Annotated in this window: 17 protein-coding genes and 1 riboswitch; of the genes, 6 read left to right on the top strand and 11 right to left on the bottom strand. The window is 28.5% G+C overall.

All coding sequences use genetic code 11. From position 1 onward, the window contains the following. Position 1: 1 nt before the first annotated feature. A complete protein-coding gene (gene hydE / locus DYA59_RS02405) occupies positions 2-1090 on the top strand; it encodes a [FeFe] hydrogenase H-cluster radical SAM maturase HydE (RefSeq protein WP_115269006.1) in 1089 nt (362 codons plus the stop codon). A 187-nt stretch (positions 1091-1277) separates the two neighbouring features. Here the strand turns inward: hydE and DYA59_RS02400 are convergent, their stop codons facing one another. The 7 genes from DYA59_RS02400 to DYA59_RS02370 form a co-directional block, all read right to left on the bottom strand. Further along, positions 1278-2405: a pyridoxal phosphate-dependent aminotransferase gene (locus DYA59_RS02400; RefSeq protein WP_115269004.1), complete on the bottom strand. Its 1128-nt coding sequence runs from the start codon at positions 2403-2405 to the stop codon at positions 1278-1280. Between the two features lie 14 nt (positions 2406-2419). Next, on the bottom strand, positions 2420-3124 hold the full coding sequence (gene dapD / locus DYA59_RS02395; RefSeq protein ID WP_115269002.1) for a 2,3,4,5-tetrahydropyridine-2,6-dicarboxylate N-acetyltransferase: 705 nt from the start codon (positions 3122-3124) through the stop codon (positions 2420-2422). Between the two features lie 10 nt (positions 3125-3134). Further along, the gene (dapB, locus tag DYA59_RS02390) at positions 3135-3833 is read right to left on the bottom strand and encodes a 4-hydroxy-tetrahydrodipicolinate reductase (protein ID WP_115269000.1); all 699 of its coding nucleotides are present in this window, start codon (positions 3831-3833) and stop codon (positions 3135-3137) included. After that, entirely contained in the window at positions 3824-4711 is an 888-nt protein-coding gene (dapA, locus tag DYA59_RS02385) for a 4-hydroxy-tetrahydrodipicolinate synthase (RefSeq protein ID WP_115268998.1), read from the bottom strand. The genes dapB and dapA overlap by 10 nt, the downstream gene beginning before the upstream one ends. A gap of 12 nt (positions 4712-4723) precedes the next feature. Continuing rightward, positions 4724-5710 (bottom strand): aspartate-semialdehyde dehydrogenase, encoded by a 987-nt coding sequence (locus DYA59_RS02380; RefSeq protein WP_115268996.1) that lies wholly within the window; start codon positions 5708-5710, stop codon positions 4724-4726. Positions 5711-5719: 9 nt separating this feature from the next. Further along, positions 5720-6922 (bottom strand): aspartate kinase, encoded by a 1203-nt coding sequence (locus tag DYA59_RS02375; protein WP_115268994.1) that lies wholly within the window; start codon positions 6920-6922, stop codon positions 5720-5722. A gap of 109 nt (positions 6923-7031) precedes the next feature. Further along, a riboswitch (Lysine riboswitch) is annotated at positions 7032-7206 on the bottom strand. Between the two features lie 116 nt (positions 7207-7322). After that, a complete protein-coding gene (locus tag DYA59_RS02370) occupies positions 7323-7937 on the bottom strand; it encodes a MarC family protein (protein ID WP_115268992.1) in 615 nt (204 codons plus the stop codon). A gap of 263 nt (positions 7938-8200) precedes the next feature. On the opposite strand from DYA59_RS02370, the gene uvrA reads away from it, so the two are divergent. The 3 genes from uvrA to DYA59_RS02355 all read left to right on the top strand — a co-directional run bounded on the left by uvrA (position 8201) and on the right by DYA59_RS02355 (position 12457). Next, positions 8201-11125: an excinuclease ABC subunit UvrA gene (gene uvrA, locus DYA59_RS02365; RefSeq protein WP_115268990.1), complete on the top strand. Its 2925-nt coding sequence runs from the start codon at positions 8201-8203 to the stop codon at positions 11123-11125. Between the two features lie 223 nt (positions 11126-11348). Then, entirely contained in the window at positions 11349-11939 is a 591-nt protein-coding gene (ruvA, locus tag DYA59_RS02360; RefSeq protein ID WP_115268988.1) for a Holliday junction branch migration protein RuvA, read from the top strand. A gap of 26 nt (positions 11940-11965) precedes the next feature. Continuing rightward, positions 11966-12457, top strand: coding sequence for a thioredoxin family protein (locus DYA59_RS02355; protein WP_115268986.1), 492 nt, complete (start codon positions 11966-11968; stop codon positions 12455-12457). A gap of 186 nt (positions 12458-12643) precedes the next feature. Here DYA59_RS02355 and DYA59_RS02350 read toward each other — a convergent pair whose 3' ends face one another. Both DYA59_RS02350 and DYA59_RS02345 read right to left on the bottom strand, forming a co-directional pair. Beyond that, entirely contained in the window at positions 12644-14005 is a 1362-nt protein-coding gene (locus DYA59_RS02350) for a sensor histidine kinase (RefSeq protein WP_115268984.1), read from the bottom strand. Next, positions 13989-14687: a response regulator transcription factor gene (locus DYA59_RS02345; protein WP_115268982.1), complete on the bottom strand. Its 699-nt coding sequence runs from the start codon at positions 14685-14687 to the stop codon at positions 13989-13991. Before DYA59_RS02345 ends, DYA59_RS02350 begins: the two co-directional genes overlap by 17 nt. Positions 14688-15028: 341 nt before the next feature. On the opposite strand from DYA59_RS02345, the gene DYA59_RS02340 reads away from it, so the two are divergent. Both DYA59_RS02340 and DYA59_RS02335 read left to right on the top strand, forming a co-directional pair. Next, on the top strand, positions 15029-15964 hold the full coding sequence (locus DYA59_RS02340; protein ID WP_115268980.1) for a hypothetical protein: 936 nt from the start codon (positions 15029-15031) through the stop codon (positions 15962-15964). Between the two features lie 6 nt (positions 15965-15970). Then, complete coding sequence (locus DYA59_RS02335) at positions 15971-16465, top strand: DUF2147 domain-containing protein (RefSeq protein ID WP_115268978.1); 495 nt, start codon at positions 15971-15973, stop codon at positions 16463-16465. A 68-nt stretch (positions 16466-16533) separates the two neighbouring features. Here DYA59_RS02335 and DYA59_RS02330 read toward each other — a convergent pair whose 3' ends face one another. Both DYA59_RS02330 and lepA read right to left on the bottom strand, forming a co-directional pair. Continuing rightward, positions 16534-17538 carry a glycosyltransferase family 9 protein gene (locus DYA59_RS02330; RefSeq protein WP_115268976.1) on the bottom strand — a complete coding sequence of 335 codons (1005 nt, stop codon included), beginning with the start codon at positions 17536-17538 and terminating at the stop codon, positions 16534-16536. A gap of 18 nt (positions 17539-17556) precedes the next feature. Next, positions 17557-19359 (bottom strand): translation elongation factor 4, encoded by a 1803-nt coding sequence (gene lepA, locus DYA59_RS02325; RefSeq protein WP_115268974.1) that lies wholly within the window; start codon positions 19357-19359, stop codon positions 17557-17559. Between the last annotated feature and the right edge of the window lie 96 nt (positions 19360-19455).

The raw sequence follows: 19455 nt of genomic DNA, 5'->3' as shown, positions 1-19455 counted from the left end.
TATGTCGGAAAAAATAAAAAAAATTTTAAATCAAGAAGAATTTTCAAAATCTGATTTGATTGAGCTTATGAAAATTGATAACAAAGAAGACTTAATTTTGTTATTTAAAAAAGCCTATGATGTCAAAAGTAAATATGTTGGAAGAAAAGTATACTACCGTGGACTTATCGAAATTAGTAATCAATGTATAAAAAATTGTAAGTACTGTGGGATTAGAAGAGATAACCATAAAGTTGAAAGATTTGCTATGTCAAAAGATGAAATAATGCAATCCGTGAAGTGGATTTATGATAACAACTATGCCTCTTTAGCTCTACAGGCTGGTGAAAGACAAGATGAAGAATTTATAGCATTTATAGAGGATTTATTAAAAGAAATTAAAATACTTTCTAATGGAAAATTAGGTGTCACTCTATCACTTGGAGAGCAAACAAAAGAAACATATAAAAGATGGTTTGATGCTGGTGCACATAGATATCTGCTTAGAATAGAATCGACAAATTTAAACATTTATAATCATCTACATCCAATGGACAATAAACATACATTTGAAGTAAGGAAAAAGTGTTTAGAATACTTAAGAGAAGTTGGATATCAAGTTGGAACTGGTGTAATGATAGGTCTTCCCAATCAAACAGAAGAAGATTTAGTAAATGATATCTTATTTTATAAACAAATGGATATTGATATGATAGGGATGGGACCATATATTTTACATAAAGATACCCCACTTGGACAAGAATGGGAAAATATTGTAATCAATGAAAAGAAAAGAGTAGAACTAGGATTAAAAATGATAGCTATTACTAGAATTTTCTTAAAAGATGTAAATATAGCTGCTACAACTGCTCTACAAGGATTAGATCCACAAGGTAGAGAAAAAGGTCTTTTAGCTGGAGCTAATATACTTATGCCTACAGCTACTGCATTAGAACATAAAGGAAAATACTTACTTTATGATAACAAGCCTGGAATAAAAGATAGTGTTGAAAAAGCTAAAGAAATCATGGATAATAATGTAAAAGCTATTGGTGATGAAATTGTATATGGAAAATGGGGAGATTCCCTTCACTTTAAAAATAAACACTAATTAATAAATTATTAAATATTTTTTACAAATAATAAGAATTATTTTTTCTTTTGAGAAGTTAATTAACTAAAGCTCCTATCTTTAAAACTTAAACACTCAATTCATAATTTTTAAAAATTCCAAATATTTGATTTTAGCAAGTTATTTTAACTTCTCATCATTTTACCATACAATTCTTACAATCTCTCTATCTATATTTTTCTAATCTTTTCATAGCTTTCTCTAAAGTAGATATATCTACTGTTAAAGCAAATCTTACATACTTTTCAACTCCAAAAGCAGCGCCAGGAACTACTGCTACTTTTGTTTTTTTCAGTACATCTATTGAAAACTCTAATGAATCCAAATCAGACAGTTCGGAATAATCAGCAAATATATAAAAAGCTCCTTTAGGCTTCAACACCCTAAATCCAATTTTTTCAAGTTTCTCTGTCAAATATTCTGCTCTAGCTCTATATTCTGCTACTAATTCATTTCTATCCTCATATTTTATAAGAGCTAATTCAGCTCCTTTTAATGAAAGAGTCATAGATGAACTAACTGTATAAAAACTAGTATTTAAAAAATACTTTCTATATTCTTTAGGACATATAGTATAGCCTATTCTCCATCCTGTCATTGAATGTGATTTAGAAAATCCATTTATAATAATTAGTTTATCTCTTATACTCTCAAACTCAGCAAAAGAATGATATTCATAAAAAGCTAGTGAGCTATATATTTCATCAGAAATCAAAAATATATCCCTTTCACTTACAAATGTAACTATTTCTTGCATTTCTTGATAGCTCATAACATTCCCAGTTGGATTACATGGATTACTTAAAAGTATAGCCTTTGTCTTAGATGTCACATAGTTTTCTAATAATTCTTTAGTTAGTCTAAATTCGCTCTTACTAATATCTACGAATATTGGCTTAGAATAACAAAGTTTTATCATTGCTGGGTATCCTGGATAATAAGGTATCGTCATTAAAACCTCATCATCTGGGTTTAATATCGTCCTCATAGCCGAAGAGAGAGCTTCAGTAGCACCAATATTTGTAATTATATTTTCTTCACTATAAGCTCCACCATAAATCCTATTATAGTAGTCTGCTATTAATTTTCCAATTAAAGTTCCTCCACCAGAAGTAGCATACTTTAATTGATGATTTTTTCCATATTCCATAGCTTCATATACTAATCCTCTTGGTGTAGGAATATCTGGTTCACCTATTGTTAAATCTATAACATCAGAGTACTTACTAGCTTCATTTTTTAAGACTCTAATCAAGGAAAACTGTAAACTCTCTACTTGACTATTCAGTTTCATTTACTTCAACTCCCTTATTTTCTTAAATCATCTACTAATTGAGTTTTACTTAAAGTTTTTTCATCTACATTTTTTATTATTTTAGCTGGATTTCCTGTTACTACTGCTCCAGCTGGTACATCTTCTATTACTACTGCTCCAGCTCCAACTACTGCTCCAGCCCCTATTCTAACTCCTTCAATAATAACAGCATTAGCTCCAATCAAAACCCCATCTTCTACTACAACTGGTTTAGCTGATGGTGGCTCTATTACTCCAGCAAGAACTGCTCCAGCTCCTATATGACAATTTTTTCCAACAGTGGCTCTTCCCCCTAATACAGCCCCCATATCTATCATTGTATTTTCTCCTATAACAGCCCCTATATTAATTACAGCTCCCATCATAATGACAGCATTAAGGCCTATAGTTACTTTATCTCTTATAATTGCCCCTGGCTCTATTCTAGCATTTATATTTCTTAGATCTAAAGTAGGTACACCTGAATTTCTCCTATCATTTTCTAAATAATAATCAATTATATTCTCTTTATACTCCTCTAAAATTCTTTCTATTTCTTGATTATCTCCAATTATTATATATGAATTTTCACCTTTAAAAACTTTTGCTGAAGTTTTTAATCCTAGTAAATTACCATTTATATATGCTTTAACTGGCGTTTTTTTAGTTGAATTTTTTATGTATGTTATTAATTCTTCTGCTGTATTTAATTTATTCATAGTCATCTCCTTATTTATTAAAAATATTTTTCATCGTATACAAATTTGGCTCTTTTCCTAATAAAAATCTAGCTGCTTGTATAGCTCCTTCAGCAAATATCTTTTTAGAGAGCGCTGTATGCTTTATCTCTATTAATTCATCATTTCCGCAAAATAAGATAGAATGTTCTCCTATAATAGTCCCACCTCTTAAAGAGTGAACTCCTATCTCATTTTTCTCTCTTTTCTCCACTCCAACTCTACCATACTTTCTTTTCATATCATTCATCAAAGTTTTTTCGATTGTTTCTAATAATGTTTTTGCTGTTCCACTTGGAGAATCTATTTTTTTATTATGATGTTTTTCTATTAATTCTATATCATAGCTAGCATATAATAAAGGTGTTATTTTCTCTAAAATATCTTGAATTAAGTTTATCCCTAAGGACATATTTGATGATAAAAGTATAGGAATTTTTTTACTTGCCTCTTCTATTTTAACTAAAATTTCTTGTGAATAGCCAGTCGTAGCTAAAACAAGTGGAATATTTTTTGAAATCGCAAATTTTAATAGATTCTCTATTCTCGAGTAATGAGAAAAATCTATTATAATATCTCCAATTTCAACTGATAGCTCATCAGCAAAACCACTGACAGAAATATTTTGTTCTTTACAACACTGAGCTACTATGCTTGCCATTGTTCCTGTTCCATGTATTATTACTTCCATGCTTCCACCCCGTGAAGGTCAATAACTTCATGTAAAATTTTTTTATTTGTCTCATACATTTCACCTAATGGTAGTCTACACTTCCCTACATCATAACCTAAATAATTCATGGCCTCTTTTATAGGCACAGGATTTACCTCTATAAACAATGCATCTACTAAATTATTATATCTAAGTTGTAACTCTCTAGAGATTTCAATTTCTCTATTAAAAAAATTTATGCACATATCATGTACTTTTTTAGGAATTATATTCGCAGACACAGATATTACTCCTACACCACCTAAAGATAATATAGGTACTGTCATATCATCATTTCCAGAGTAAATATCTAATTTAGGAATACTCCTCGCTATCTCTGCTGCATAAGATATATTCCCACTTGCTTCTTTAATAGCCACTATATTCTCTATTTCAGAAAGTCTTTTTAGAAGATTAATAGATAAATTAACTCCTGTTCTAGACGGAACTGTATAGAGTATAATAGGACAAGTTACAGCTTCTGATATTGCTCTATAATGTTCATAAATTCCATTTTCATTTCCTTTATTATAATAAGGAGTTACTATTAGCAAACCATCTACTCCTAATTCACACGCAAGTCTACTCATTTCAACAGCATGTTTCGTATTATTTGAACCTGTTCCAGCTATTACCGGCACCCTTCTATTAACCTTTCTTAATGTATATTCTATTAATTTTTCTTTTTCCTCATCTGTAAGTGTCGCACTCTCTCCTGTTGTTCCATTTATTATTATAGCATCAGTTGAATTTTGAATATGATATTCTAATAATTCTCCTAATTTTTCAAAATTTACTGTATTCTCTTTTGTAAATGGAGTAATAATAGCTACTCCAGAACCTCTAAATATGCTCATTTTATCCCCCCTTTAAAATCTATCTTTGAATAATTCAGCTATCTGTATAGCATTAGTAGCAGCTCCTTTTCTTATATTATCAGCTACAGTCCATAAATTAACTCCATATTTTACGCTTTCATCTCTTCTTATTCTTCCTACAAACACTTCATCTTTTCCTGTTGCATTTACTGGTAATGGGTATACATTTTTTTCAACCTCATCTAAAAGAATTATACCATCAAGTGAAGCCAACTCCTTTTTTAATTCATCTATATCAAAATCTTTTTCAAGTTCTACATTTATTGAAACAGAATGAGAATTTATAACTGGAACTCTTACACAAGTAGCTGTAACTGGAAGTTCAGGAAGATCTAATATCTTTCTTGTTTCATCTATCATTTTTTTCTCTTCTTTTGTATACCCATTATCTAAAAACACATCTATGTGAGGAAGACAATTATTAACTATTTGATGGGGATAAGTTTTTGGTGGATTTCCTTTCAATCCTTCCTCTAAATCTACTATTCCTTTATGTCCTGTTCCAGATACAGCTTGATATGTACTATATACAACTCTTTTTATTCCATATTTATTAGCTAATATCTTAAGAGGTGCCATACATTGAATTGTGGAACAATTTGGATTAGCTATTATTCCCTTATGTTTAAATGCCTCTTGTGGATTAACTTCTGGTACAATTAGGGGAACTTCTTTATTCATCCTCCATGCTGATGAATTATCTATTACCAATATTCCTTCCTGAGCTGCTAATGGAGCATATTTTAAACTTATTTCTCCTCCTGCAGAAAATAATGCTATATCGATATCCCTACCTTTAAAACTATCCTCTCTTAATTCCTCTACTAAACACTCCTTTCCTTTAAAATCAATTTTTTTTCCAGCACTCCTACTACTTGCAAATAAAAATAACTCAGTTATTCCTAAATCTCTCTCATTTAATACTTTTAAAAATGTACTTCCTACTAACCCTGTTGCTCCAACTACTGCTACTCTCATTTTTCCCTCCTACAATGAAAATTCTTGTGCTACTGCCTCTACAGCTTTTTGAATATTTTCTCTATCTATACTACAAGATATACTTATCTCCGATGTTGTTATTTGATAAAAATTAATTCCATTTTTACTCAAAACTGAGAAAAATTTCCCAGCTATGCCAGAGTTATTTATCATTCCAACTCCAACAATAGATAACATTCCTAAATGTTCGCATAAATTGATATCACATTCTGGGAAATCAGCTCTTATTTTATCAATAATTTGGTTTAGAAGATATTTTTCACTTAATTGACTACTAAATGATAATTCTGCTCTCATATATTTATTCAAATTTTGTGTAATCATATTTATATTTAAGCCACATCCATCTATTATCGAAAATATTTTAGCTATATTCTCAGATGAAAATGGTATATTTGAGATAGTTGTAACTACTATCTCCTTTGTTATACTTATTCCTGTTACTAGTTTTTCTTCCAAAGCTACATTTTTTTCCATTATATATGTTCCTCCTATTTCACTCAAACTTCTGCCAACAAAAATTGGTATCCCAAATTTTTTTCCTAGTTCAACTGCTCTTGTCTCCATTACTCCAGCTCCTAGATTAGCCATTTCCATCATCTCTTCATAAGATATTCTATCTAAAAATTTTGCTTTTGGATAAAGTCTTGGATCAACACTATATATTCCATCTACATCTGTATATATTCTACATTCACAATTAAGAGCTGCAGCTAATGCTACTGCACTTGTATCTGAACCTCCTCTTCCTAATGTAGTAATATCTCCATTTTCATTTATTCCCTGAAATCCTGCTACTATAACTACATTTCCATTTTTTAAATATCCTTCAATACTGTCAGATGAAATACTTTCTATTTTATTTTTAGTATGTACACCAGAAGTCCTTATTCCTGCTTGAAAACCTGTAAGAGATATAGCTTTTTGCCCCTTAGAATTAAGTGCTATCGAAAGTAATGCTATACTCTGTTGTTCTCCTGTTGCCATTAAAGAATCTAGTTCTCTTTGACTTGGATTTTCTGTAATCTCTTTAGCTAAACTAATTAATCTATCAGTTGTTTTGCCCATAGCTGAAACAACAACAACAACATCTTCATATTTTTCCTTCAATCCAATAATATACTCAGCTATTTTTTGAATTTTTTCAATTGTAGCCACACTTGAACCACCATATTTGAGAACTACTCTCATTTTTCCCTCCCTTATAATTACTAGAATTTTTTGGTAAAAAAAAACAGCAGAGGTTCTCTGCTGGTACAATTCTAAAATAAATACATCAAAATGTAAAAATTTTTCTTACCTCACAGAAAGCACAACATTGAAAACTCAATGACAGTTATATGGATATTCTCCATATCCCCAGTAAAAATCTCTTTCCAAAAGATTTAAACTTCGGCAATTTTACCTTTCAAATCCATTCATAGCTTGGATAGCTCCTGAATTTTACTCTTATCAATTGCACCTCAATCTGTTTTATTAACTTGAAATTATTCTACTTCAAATTTTAAAAAAAGAAAAATATAAAATTTAAATAATTTTTGCAATAAAAATATATTAATTATCTGAAAGAAAATATAATTCTTTTAGAATTTTATTGTATCTTCTCCAATACATGAGAAAGTCCATCGAAAAATATTCTAAAACCAATGGACATTATAAATATCTGCATTACTTTTGAAAGTATATACAGTACTAATTTTCCAAAGATCCTTTCTAAATAGTTTCCTATCATAAGTACTAAATATATCAAAATAAAAGCTATAAATATAGAAAAACTATTTTTCAACAATCCATGTTCTGAACGTCCTATTAAAGCTGTTGTCAAACTTCCAGGTCCCACCATCATTGGAAAAGCCATTGGAATAACAGCTTGTTTTATTTGCTCTTCTGGTGAAAGCTTATTTTCAGATTTCCTCTTTTTTGAAGAAAAAATTAAGTTTTTTATTGCCATTAATACTAAAATTAAACCACCAGCCATTTTCAATTCATTCATATTTATTTTATAAAAATTTATCATTAGAAATTCACCAAACAAACTAAAAATCCAGGTTATAAAAAAACCCGTAATAGCTATCGTCTTAAAAAGTTTATTTCTTATTTCTTTTTCCATTCCTTCTGTCATTCCAATAAAAAGTGGAACATTTCCAAATGGGTTCAAAACAGCAATCAGTGTTAAAGCATTTATAAATACTGTACTTAAATTCATTTTCTCTCCCCTAATATAAATATTATAATCTTCAAGATACTCTTTTATTATAGTCCTTTTAATTTATCTTGTCAATTTTTCTAAAGATATTTTTGAGCCCAATAATTTTATTTCTATATACTTATTATTTTTCATCGCAATAACCATTTATATTAATTGCTGTTTCCCCTCTAAATAAAGTTTTTACTATTTCATTTTTGATAAAAATGATGTATAATATGAATCGAAAAATGAGTATTTATAAGTTTGAGGTGGAAATATAAGTGTTAGATAAAATAATTATAAAAGGTGCTAGAGAACATAACTTAAAAAATATAGACATAGAGATTTCCAAAAATAAATTTATAGTAATAACTGGAGTAAGTGGAAGTGGAAAATCTTCTCTTGCTTTTGATACAATATATTCAGAGGGACAAAGAAGATATGTAGAAAGTCTATCTGCCTATGCCAGACAATTTATTGGACAAATGACAAAACCAGATGTAGATAGTATAGAGGGATTAGCTCCAGCTATATCTATTGAGCAAAAAACAACTAACAGAAATCCTCGTTCTACTGTTGGAACTATTACAGAGGTATATGACTATATGAGACTTCTGTTTGCTCATATTGGTATTGCTCACTGCCCTATATGTAATAGACCTGTAGAAAAACAGAGTATAGAAGAGATAGTAGAGGGAGCTTTAGAAAGATTTCAAGAGGGAGATAAGATGATAATTCTTTCTCCTGTAGTTAAAGATAAAAAAGGTACTCATAAAAATCTTTTTCTTAATCTTTTAAAAAAAGGTTTTGTAAGAACTAGGGTAAATGGAGAGATTTTATATTTAGAAGATGAAATTATCTTAGATAAAAATAAAAAGCATAATATTGAAGTAGTTATTGATAGATTGATTCTAAAAAAAGAGGATAAAGAGTTTCAAAGTAGACTTACTCAAGGAGTAGAAAGTGCATCAGAGCTATCTAACGGAAAAATAATACTAAATATAAATGGAGAGGATTTTAGCTATAGTGAAAACTACGCTTGTCCTGAGCATGATGAAGTAAGTATTCCAGATTTAAGCCCTAGACTTTTCTCTTTCAACGCTCCATTTGGTGCCTGCCCTGAATGTAAAGGAATAGGAAAAAAACTTGAAGTAGATGAGAATAAACTTATTGAAGATGAGGAACTCTCTATTCTTGATGGTGGTATGTATATTCCAGGAGCTTCTAGCAGAAAAGGATATAGTTGGGAGATTTTTAAATCTATGGCTAAAGCTTTCAACATAGATATATCTAAGCCTATCAAAGAGATGAGTAAAAGAGATTTAGATATAATTTTTCATGGAGCTACTGAAAAATTTAGATTTGATTATGAGGGAGATGACTTCCAATTCCATGGCTATAAAGAGTATGAAGGAGCTGTAAAAAATTTAGAGAGAAGATACTATGAAACTTTCTCTGATGCTATGAAGGAAGAGATAGAAAATAAATATATGATAGAGAGAGTTTGTAAAGTTTGTAATGGTAAAAGATTAAAACCTGAAGTCCTAGCTGTAACAGTTGGCGATAAAAATATTATGGAACTTTGTGATATGAGTATAAAAGATGCTCTAAATTTTTTCAACGGAATAACTTTAACATCTAAACAGGAAAAAATTGCTAAAGAGATATTAAAAGAGATAAAAGAAAGATTATCCTTTATGATAAATGTAGGACTTGATTACTTAAGTCTTGGAAGAGAGACTAAAACTCTTTCTGGAGGAGAATCTCAAAGAATAAGACTAGCTACTCAAATTGGGTCTGGTCTAACTGGAGTACTCTATGTATTAGACGAGCCAAGTATAGGGCTACACCAAAAAGATAATGACAAATTACTTGCTACTCTTGGAAGATTAAAAGATTTAGGAAATACTCTAATTGTTGTAGAGCATGATGAAGACACTATGATTCAAGCTGATGAGATAATAGATATTGGACCTAGAGCTGGAGCTTATGGTGGAGAGATTGTAGCTCATGGAACTCCACAAGAGGTTATAGAAAATCCTAACTCTCTTACTGGAAAATATTTAAAAGGTGAATTAAAAATAGATATCCCTAGTACTAGACGTAGTTGGGATAAATCTCTAAAAATTATTGGAGCAAGGGGAAATAATCTGAAAAACATAGATGTTGAGATTCCTTTAGGAGTGATGACAGTTGTTACTGGTGTAAGTGGAAGTGGGAAATCTACTCTTATCAATCATACTCTTTTCCCAGCACTATTTAATAAATTAAATAAAGGAAAGCTCTATCCTCTTGAATATAAATCTATTGAGGGAACTGAATATTTAGAAAAAGTAATCAATATAGACCAAAGCCCTATTGGTAGAACACCTCGTTCTAACCCTGCTACATATACAAAACTATTTGATGATATTAGAACTCTTTTTGCTGAAACAAAAGATGCAAAAGCACATGGATTTACAAAGGGGAGATTCTCTTTCAATGTGAAAGGAGGAAGATGTGAAGCTTGTCAAGGAGCTGGTATTATCAAAATAGAGATGAACTTTTTACCTGATGTATATGTAGAGTGTGAAGTATGTAAGGGAAAAAGGTACAACAAAGAGACTCTTGATGTATTTTATAAGGGTAAAACTATATCTGATGTTTTAAATATGAGTGTGTCAGAAGCTTATGAGTTTTTCCAAAATATACCTGCTCTTGAAAGAAAGCTAAAAGTATTAATAGATGTAGGACTTGATTATATAAAACTTGGACAACCAGCTACTACCCTATCTGGAGGAGAAGCACAAAGAATAAAACTGGCTACAGAGCTCTCTAAGATGACTAAAGGAAAAACTATATATATTTTAGATGAGCCAACTACTGGACTGCACTTTGAAGATATTAGAAAACTTTTAGAGGTTTTAAATAGACTTGTAGAAAAAGGAAATAGTGTAGTTATTATAGAACATAATCTAGATGTAATAAAAACTGCTGACTATATAATTGATATTGGACCAGATGGTGGAGATAGAGGAGGAACTGTTGTAGCTTGTGGTACTCCTGAGGATATAGCTATGGTAGAGAAAAGTTATACAGGAAAATATATAAAAAGAATGCTAGAGAGTGCAGTAGAAGATAGAAAAATTATCCCTGTACCTAAAAAAAGAGGGAGAAAGAAAAAAGAAATTTTAGAAGTAGCAGAAGATAAACTTACTTTAAAATAAAAGAAAACAAAGAATTACTTCATATTCAAAGAAGTTGATTAACTATAGCTTATTTCATTAAAAACACAAAACTCGCTTTCGCTCAAACAGTTGTGCTTTTCAGCATTCAATTTCGCTGAGTTAATCTAACTTCTCTTCATAACTTCCGTAATTCTTTAAGTTTTCTTAAATAAATTTGAGTATAAGCTACTTTAAAGTAACTTTAAAAAAGGAGAAAGAATAAATGTTCGAATATTTAAAAGGTAAGGTAGAATATAAGAAACCTGATTACTTGGCTCTTGATATAAATGGGGTTGGATATAAGGTAAATATATCCCTTAGAGTTTATGATAAGATTAAAACTGGAGAGAGTGTTAGACTTTATATTTTTAACTATATAAAAGAAGATGCTTTTAAGTTAATTGGATTTTTAGAGGAAAGAGAGAGAAATCTTTTTGAGATGCTTTTAGGAGTGAAAGGAGTAGGTGTATCTCTTGCTCTTTCTATTATGTCTACTTTTGACGTAGAGCAACTTAGAAAAATAGTAGCTGAAAATGATTATGCTACACTTAAGAGAGTTCCAAAACTTGGAGAGAAAAAAGCTCAACAAGTAATTTTAGATTTAAAAGGAAAACTTAAAGCTATTGGGAATCTATTTACTCAAGATGAAAATCTATTTGAAAGTTTTGCTATTGAAGATGAATTATATGAAGCATTAGAAGCTCTAGGGTACAGTCAAAAAGAGATAAATTCTCTTGTATCTAAAGAAGAGATAAGAGGATTTGCTTCTATTGAAGAAGCAATTAAATGTGTATTAAAAAAGGTTAAATATTAAAACTAAAAATATTAGGAGGTATTATAATGGAGTACAAAGAATTATTTGAAACAGGAATGAGTTATGAAACTTTTTTAAGTATTGCAAGTGCTAGTGAAAGAGAAGAAATTGCAGAGATAACTAAGGTTATTTCTATTTGTGAAGAGTATACTAATAAAATAAAGAGCCTTGATAAACCTTATAATTTTTTATTAAGTGCTGAATCTTGGTGTCCATATGTAAGAGCTACTATACCTGTACTTGTTAAAATGACAGAGATTAATCCAAATATAAAACTTGGAATAATCACAGAAGGAAGAGGCTTCAAATTTTTAAGAGAAAAATTAGAAATTCCAGAAGAAAAATATGTAGTTCCTACTCTAGCTATATTAGATGAAAACTTTGACTTTGTCGCAAGATACATTGGAAGACCTAAAAAATATAGAAATATTGGATTTGAAAATGTGAGTAAAGAGTATTTTGCTGGATATCGCTCTGATGATATTATAGAAGAAATACTTGAAAAGATGGGAAAATAACATTCCTTAGAAATATCTTTATAAACAAAACTCTTTATCAAATAATTTTCAAAATAGTAACTATTTGGACCTAAATTAGTTTAAAAAATATATACTCATAATTGAAGTATAAGATAATTTCAATTTTTTAAATACCTAAATAGTTACTACTTAATTCTTTCTTATTAATTAAATAATTTTTATATCTTATAAACTTATACTATTTTTAAAAATAGCCCTTGCAGTCGTTCCTCTTTTTAATTCACTTTCAACTTCTACATAAATATCTAACATATCCGCTATTTTTTTTACAATTGCAAGCCCTAGACCATAACTACCTTCACTTCTACTCCTTGCCTTATCCTCTCTATAAAACTTTTCAAAAATTTTATTTAAATTTTCTTTATTAATTCCCTTTCCTCTGTCAATTATCTCAATTGTGATATTTTTATCTTTTTTTAAAATAATTGTTACTTTTTTCTTATTTCCGTATTTTACAGCATTTTCTATTAAATTTATTAATAGTTGTTTTAGTAAAAAATTATCTGAAATTATAGTGTGCTCTTCAGAAATAATTATTTCTATCTCTTGAAGTGGATACAAAATTTTTAAATCTTTAACTATATTTATTATTAAATCTTTTAAATTAATCTCTTCTTCATTTATATAATTTTCTTCATCTTTAGCTAAAAATAATAATTTATTTACTAAATTAGCCATATTTTTACTTTCTTCTCCTATTGCATCTAAACTTTCCTCTACCAACTCTTTATTTAAATATCCCCATCTTTTTATCAGATCTACATATCCACTTATTACAAAAATTGGAGTTTTTAACTCATGGGAAGCATTATTTACAAAATCTATCTGCTTTTTTGCCTGTTCTTTTAATCTTTTTAACATATTATTATACGAAATAATAACTTGTTGAAATTCATAATATTCATTTTTTTTTAAATTTGTATCTAAACTTTCTAAATTTATCTCATTAGTTAATCTCTGAAGTTCATTCAAAGAGAATGTAAATCTATTATAAAATCTTTTTGAAATAAAATAAGCTAATAAAGTTGTAAAAATTAAAATTAATGTAGATAAACCAATAATATTTAACATCAATCTTTTTTCTGCTTTTAAATTTTTTATAATATATACTTCTAAATTAGGGTATTCCTTTATATTTATTTTTCTTTTTAAATATTGAAGATTATAATATCCACAATCTTTCACAATATCATAATAATCTTCATTCTCTACTTGTTTTAACTCATTTTCCGAATAACTTCTTGATAGTATTTGTCCATTTAATTTAAAAATAATAGAACTTCCTAATATTTTAGGAGCTTCATCTAAAGCAGAATCAATTATATCATTTATTTTTCTACCACTTTCTAACTTTTCCTTAAACTCTTTTGTTTCATACTGTAAAAAACTATCGATAGCATATAAATCATCAGCAGAACTTCTCTTTATATATGCTTCAACAGTTATAAAAATCACTACACTTGAACAAGTAAAAATTAAAATTAAAATCATGTAGCTTTTTAAAAGCATTTTAGATATCTTTTTCATAAGAATCTCCTCTTTTAAGCTTTAACATATACCCAAATCCTCTAATATTTTGTATATATTTTTTCTCCTGAGTTTCTATTTTTTTTCTTAAAAAATTTAAATATACATCTACTATTTTCTCTTCTCCATCAAAATCATAACCCCATATTTCAGTTATAATTCTTTCTCTTGATACAATTAATTCTTTATTTAAAATAAATAATTCTAACAACCTATATTCTGTCTTAGTCAAAGATATTTTTTCCTCATTTATAACCAATTCTTTTCGAGTAATATCTAAAACTAAGTCTTCATACTTTAACTTCCCAATCTCTTGATAATTTTTTTTATTTCTTAAAGCAACCCTCATTCTAGCAAAAAGTTCCTCTATATTAAATGGTTTTGTTATATAATCATCAGCTCCCATATCTAAAAGTTCAACTTTACTTTTAATATCTTCTTTTGCAGTCAGTACTATTATAGGTATATCAGAATTTTTTCTTAATTTTTTACAAACTTCCTCTCCTGAAACTTCAGGTAACATTAAATCTAATAAAATCAGATCATACCTCATTAATTTAAATTTTTCTAAGCCTTCTTTTCCATCTTTAGCTAAATTAACTAAGTATCCTTCATGTTCTAATTCTAGTTGTAAAATTCTTCTTATTCTCAAATCATCTTCTATAATTAAAATTTTTTTCATTTTTCACCTCTTATATATTTTAGCATTTATAAGATAAAAATTTAAATAATTTAAAAGATTTTCGTTAATATAATTTCAAAATAATTTTCTCCTGATTTAATAATATTTAAAAAAATTTCTATTTTTCTTTTATCTAAATAATTATAAAATAACTATCTAAGTTATTTCCTATCAAGTTTATTATTATTCTATCTTCTCTTAAAATAAACTTATATATAAAATCACCTAAATCTTATTTCATCAGCAAATAGTTGAAATTTTGTCAATTTTATTTTTTTATATTAATTTTAACTTTTTAATACTATAATTAATTATATATTAATTATAACTTAGGAGGAAAAATGTCCAGTAAATTATTATTTAAAAAATTTCTTCAAGCTTCTGATATTATGAAAGAGTGCCAAAAAACTGTCATCGAAGATTTCAAAAATTATAGTTTTTATACAGAACTTACCTTGAATTACTACGATACAAATTTTATTAGTTTATTTAAAAAAAATTTTTTTACTATTCTTATGTTATCTCTTATAAATGAAAGTAATATTCCTAAGTCTAGAGTTATTTCTTATGGAAAAATAATTATGTTCTTAAGACAAATAGTAACTTCTATTGATAATATTCTAGATGATGAAAAAAAAGGGAATATTTTTATAAACTCTCTTAATAATCCATTAGTAGAAAATAGTTTTATTTCTCTTATTACACAAGAACTTCTGACTAAAGAAATTTTAAAATTAAATTGTAATAATAAAAAAATTAATACTATTCTTTTAGAAGAGATTTATTCAATTGCGAAAGGAGAAAGTATTAGAAAAAGAGAAATATATAATAAATATCCTTCATCTAATTTTATCCTTGAAAATGTTCATAAACAAATTGGAGGAAAATTACTAGAAATAAGTTTAACTATCCCCAAAATAATAGAAAACAATTTAAAAATATCCGAATTTAGTGATGGACTATTTATTATAGGAATGAGTTTACAAGCACTTGATGATTTTTTTGATATGGAAGAAGATTTCCAAAATAACAATATAAATCTTGCCATTGCCAAGTATTCTGAAATTTTTAAAGTAACTGAATCTCAAATCGATTTTAAAAGCATCGATCCATATTTCACTGCAAACTATCTTACACATACTATAAATACAGCCTATTCTGGTTTTTCTAAACTACAAAATGCAGGATTTCCAATCAATTTAAAAGAAGTTAAATTCATTTTAAAAAAATTATTTATTTTAAGAGGTTTAGAAAATTATATACATTATATTGTGTGATATTCTATGAACAAAATTATAATTTTATTTATCTTAATTACTTTTACTTTATTTAGTAAAGAATTACCTGATCCTTATATAGGATATTGGCTTCTTCCAAATCAAAAAGTTATTGTAGAAATTCAGAAAAAAGAAAATGAATATGTTGGTTATATACGTTGGCTAAAAGATTCTAAGTATCCTATTGGAGATAAAATGGCAGGCAAGGAGCAAATTGATAGAAATAATCCAAGTCCACTTCTTCGAAATAGAAAAGTTCTAAATTTACAAGTTGTTGGTGGATTAGTTAAAAATGAAAAAAATCAGCTAGTCAAAGGTTGGATATACGATTCTTGGAATGGAAAATTCTATTATGGTTCCATAACTACTTTAAATACTAATACCTTAAAACTAAAAGGCAGTATTGATAAATTTGGAATATTATCTCATTCGTTAAAAATAAAAAAAGTTAATTTAGAGAGATATATAGATTACTCTAATAATAAAAATAACAAGGATTGATTCCTGTAAAAAAACAGAAGTCACTCCTTGTAATTACTAAACAATAATCATCATTTCTTTAAATTATATCAAATTTTATCAAAATTATTAAATAATTTTAATTGTTTGTCTATTCTTTTAAGGACATATTCTGGCTTGATATCCTTATAATCACAACCATTTACATCTTTTACAGTAATACATTGATTTTTATCATTCTCATTACTTAACCATTCCTCTTTACAAGTTTGAGGAGCTACTATACATAAATTAGCAAGTCCTACTGCCTCAGCTACATGTCTAGTTCCTCCCTCATTTCCTACAAATAGATCACAATTACTGAATATACAAGCCAACTCTCTTACATTTTTAGTCTTTAGATTGATAAATATATTTTTATTACAATCTAACTTGTTATAAAACTCTTTAGCATAAGTTTCCTCTGATGGAGAGTAGAATAGTATAATTTGAGCATCATATTTATCTATAAGAGTTTTTGTTATTTGTAACATATACTCCTCTGGATATTTTTTATTACTTTGTCTAGCATTTACAGCCATAGGAATGATAAGCTTAGACATATCTATTCCTTGAGCTTCCATTATTTTTTTCCACTCATTCTTCTCCTCATCTTTTAAGCAGATAGCATACCCTGTACTTACCTCTTCTATCCCTAATGGTTTTAGAAGTTGATGATATTTTTTTATCTGGTTCATCTTCTTTGTAAACCCTTTTATAGCATGATGATATAAGAAAAATCTATACTTATGATATTTTCCTATTCTAAGCTTTGCTCCAGAGAAAAAAGAAAGTAAAGCTGTAATAACTATTGTTCTACAGTCAATTATTACATCATACTTATTTTTTCTTATCTCACCCAAAGTTTTAAGCCAACCTTTTAATCCAGCTTTTCTATCCAATGTTAAAACATTATCTATAGCTCTGTGATTGTAGAATATCTCTGTTAAATTTTCATATACCAAATAATCAACTCTAGCATCTGGATATTTTTTCTTTATACTTTCACAAAGAGTAGTTCCTATTATTGTATCCCCTACACTTTTTTTGTATCTAATCACCAATATTTTTTTCATTTTAATTTCTCCCTAAAATTAATCATTTAATTTTAATACTGATACGAAAGCTTCTTGAGGGATCTCAACATTTCCTATACTCTTCATTCTCTTTTTACCCTCTTTTTGTTTTTCAAGAAGTTTTTTCTTTCTTGTGATATCTCCACCATAACATTTAGCTATAACGTTCTTTCTATATGCCTTGATAGTCTCTCTTGCTATAACCTTTGCTCCTAGTGCTGCTTGTATAGGTATTTCAAATTGTTGTCTTGGGATAACCTCTTTTAATTTTTCACAGATAGCTCTTCCTCTACTGTAAGCGCCATCTTTATGAGCTATAAATGAGAAAGCATCCACAGGTTTTCCAGATACAAGTATATCTACCTTAACTAAGTCTGATTCCTTATATCCTACTAATTCATATTCAAATGAAGCATATCCTTTAGTTCTTGATTTTAATTTATCATAGAAATCTATCACTATCTCTGCAAGTGGTAATTCATAGGTAAGCATTGATCTATTTTCATCAATAAAGTCCATACCTATAAATATCCCTCTCTTCTCTTGACAAAGTTCCATCACATTTCCTACATAGTCCTTAGGAACTATTACCTTACCTCTTATAAATGGTTCCTCTACTGATAATCTCCCTCTTCCACCATCTGGGAATTCACAAGGGTTATCTATTACAAGTACCTCGCCCTTATCCATATTTACTCTATACTCAACTGATGGTGTAGTAGAAATCAAGTCTATATTGTACTCTCTTCTAAGTCTTTCAACTATAATCTCCATATGTAGTAATCCTAAGAATCCACATCTAAATCCAAATCCTAGAGCTATTGATGTCTCAGGTACAAATGTTAATGAAGCATCATTTAATTGTAATTTTTCTAATGCCTCTCTTAAATCTTCATAGTCATCTGTAAATAATGGATATACTCCAGCAAATACCATTGACTGAGCTGGTTTAAATCCCTCTAATGGGAATATACAAGGGTTATTTGTATGAGTGATAGTATCTCCTACTCTTGTATCATGTATTGTTTTAACTCCTGTTATTATATATCCAACTGAACCAGAAGAAAGCTCATCTTGAGGTTTCATAGTAGGAGAAAATACTCCAACCTCTAAAACATCAAAATCTTTCTCTGTTGACCAGATTCTAATTTTATCTCCCTTTTTAATACTTCCATCTAAAACTTTTACATATGTGATTACCCCTCTATAATCATCAAATTTAGAGTCGAATATTAAAGCTTTTAAAGGAGCATCCTCTTCATAATTTGGAGCTGGTATTCTCTTTACTATTGCTTCTAATAAATCTTCAATACCTATTCCTGTCTTACCTGAACACATTACAGCATCATCAGCTGGAAGTCCAATAACATCCTCTATCTCAACTTTTACTTTTTCTGGATCAGCTGCTGGTAAATCTATTTTATTGATTACAGGTACTATCTCAAGATTATTCTCTATTGCTAAATATACGTTAGCTAAAGTTTGAGCCTCTACTCCTTGAGCAGCATCTACTACTAGTAAAGCTCCCTCGCAAGCTGATAATGATCTTGATACCTCATAGATAAAGTCTACGTGTCCTGGAGTATCAATTAAGTTTAATTCATACTCTATTCCATCTTTTGCCTTATAATATAAAGTTACAGCTTGAGCTTTTATAGTTATTCCCTTCTCTCTTTCCAAATCCATTGAATCAAGAAGTTGCTCTTTCATCTCTCTTTTAGAAACAGCACCAGTATACTCTAATAATCTATCTGCTATTGTAGATTTTCCATGATCTATATGAGCTATTATAGAGAAGTTCCTTTTATGTTTTTGTAACATTCTTACCTCCTACTAAATCCTATTTATTCACATAGTATTATAAAAGATAATACAAAAAAACTCAATATATTTTTTATATGAAGAACTCTCTTTATT

The sequence above is a fragment of the Fusobacterium necrogenes genome (assembly GCF_900450765.1).
GTDB classification, from domain to species: domain Bacteria; phylum Fusobacteriota; class Fusobacteriia; order Fusobacteriales; family Fusobacteriaceae; genus Fusobacterium_A; species Fusobacterium_A necrogenes.
This window is presented reverse-complemented; position numbering and strand designations above follow the sequence as displayed.

What these genes read in the sequence shown, in the direction of transcription:
- hydE (WP_115269006.1), top strand. Translation starts at nt 2, where the DNA reads ATGTCGGAAAAAATAAAAAAAATTTTAAATCAAGAAGAATTTTCAAAA.
- DYA59_RS02400 (WP_115269004.1), bottom strand. Translation starts at nt 2,405, where the DNA reads ATGAAACTGAATAGTCAAGTAGAGAGTTTACAGTTTTCCTTGATTAGA.
- dapD (WP_115269002.1), bottom strand. Translation starts at nt 3,124, where the DNA reads ATGAATAAATTAAATACAGCAGAAGAATTAATAACATACATAAAAAAT.
- dapB (WP_115269000.1), bottom strand. Translation starts at nt 3,833, where the DNA reads ATGGAAGTAATAATACATGGAACAGGAACAATGGCAAGCATAGTAGCT.
- dapA (WP_115268998.1), bottom strand. Translation starts at nt 4,711, where the DNA reads ATGAGCATATTTAGAGGTTCTGGAGTAGCTATTATTACTCCATTTACA.
- DYA59_RS02380 (WP_115268996.1), bottom strand. Translation starts at nt 5,710, where the DNA reads ATGAGAGTAGCAGTAGTTGGAGCAACAGGGTTAGTAGGAAGTACATTT.
- DYA59_RS02375 (WP_115268994.1), bottom strand. Translation starts at nt 6,922, where the DNA reads ATGAGAGTAGTTCTCAAATATGGTGGTTCAAGTGTGGCTACAATTGAA.
- DYA59_RS02370 (WP_115268992.1), bottom strand. Translation starts at nt 7,937, where the DNA reads ATGAATTTAAGTACAGTATTTATAAATGCTTTAACACTGATTGCTGTT.
- ruvA (WP_115268988.1), top strand. Translation starts at nt 11,349, where the DNA reads ATGTTCGAATATTTAAAAGGTAAGGTAGAATATAAGAAACCTGATTAC.
- DYA59_RS02355 (WP_115268986.1), top strand. Translation starts at nt 11,966, where the DNA reads ATGGAGTACAAAGAATTATTTGAAACAGGAATGAGTTATGAAACTTTT.
- DYA59_RS02350 (WP_115268984.1), bottom strand. Translation starts at nt 14,005, where the DNA reads ATGAAAAAGATATCTAAAATGCTTTTAAAAAGCTACATGATTTTAATT.
- DYA59_RS02345 (WP_115268982.1), bottom strand. Translation starts at nt 14,687, where the DNA reads ATGAAAAAAATTTTAATTATAGAAGATGATTTGAGAATAAGAAGAATT.
- DYA59_RS02340 (WP_115268980.1), top strand. Translation starts at nt 15,029, where the DNA reads ATGTCCAGTAAATTATTATTTAAAAAATTTCTTCAAGCTTCTGATATT.
- DYA59_RS02335 (WP_115268978.1), top strand. Translation starts at nt 15,971, where the DNA reads ATGAACAAAATTATAATTTTATTTATCTTAATTACTTTTACTTTATTT.
- DYA59_RS02330 (WP_115268976.1), bottom strand. Translation starts at nt 17,538, where the DNA reads ATGAAAAAAATATTGGTGATTAGATACAAAAAAAGTGTAGGGGATACA.
- lepA (WP_115268974.1), bottom strand. Translation starts at nt 19,359, where the DNA reads ATGTTACAAAAACATAAAAGGAACTTCTCTATAATAGCTCATATAGAT.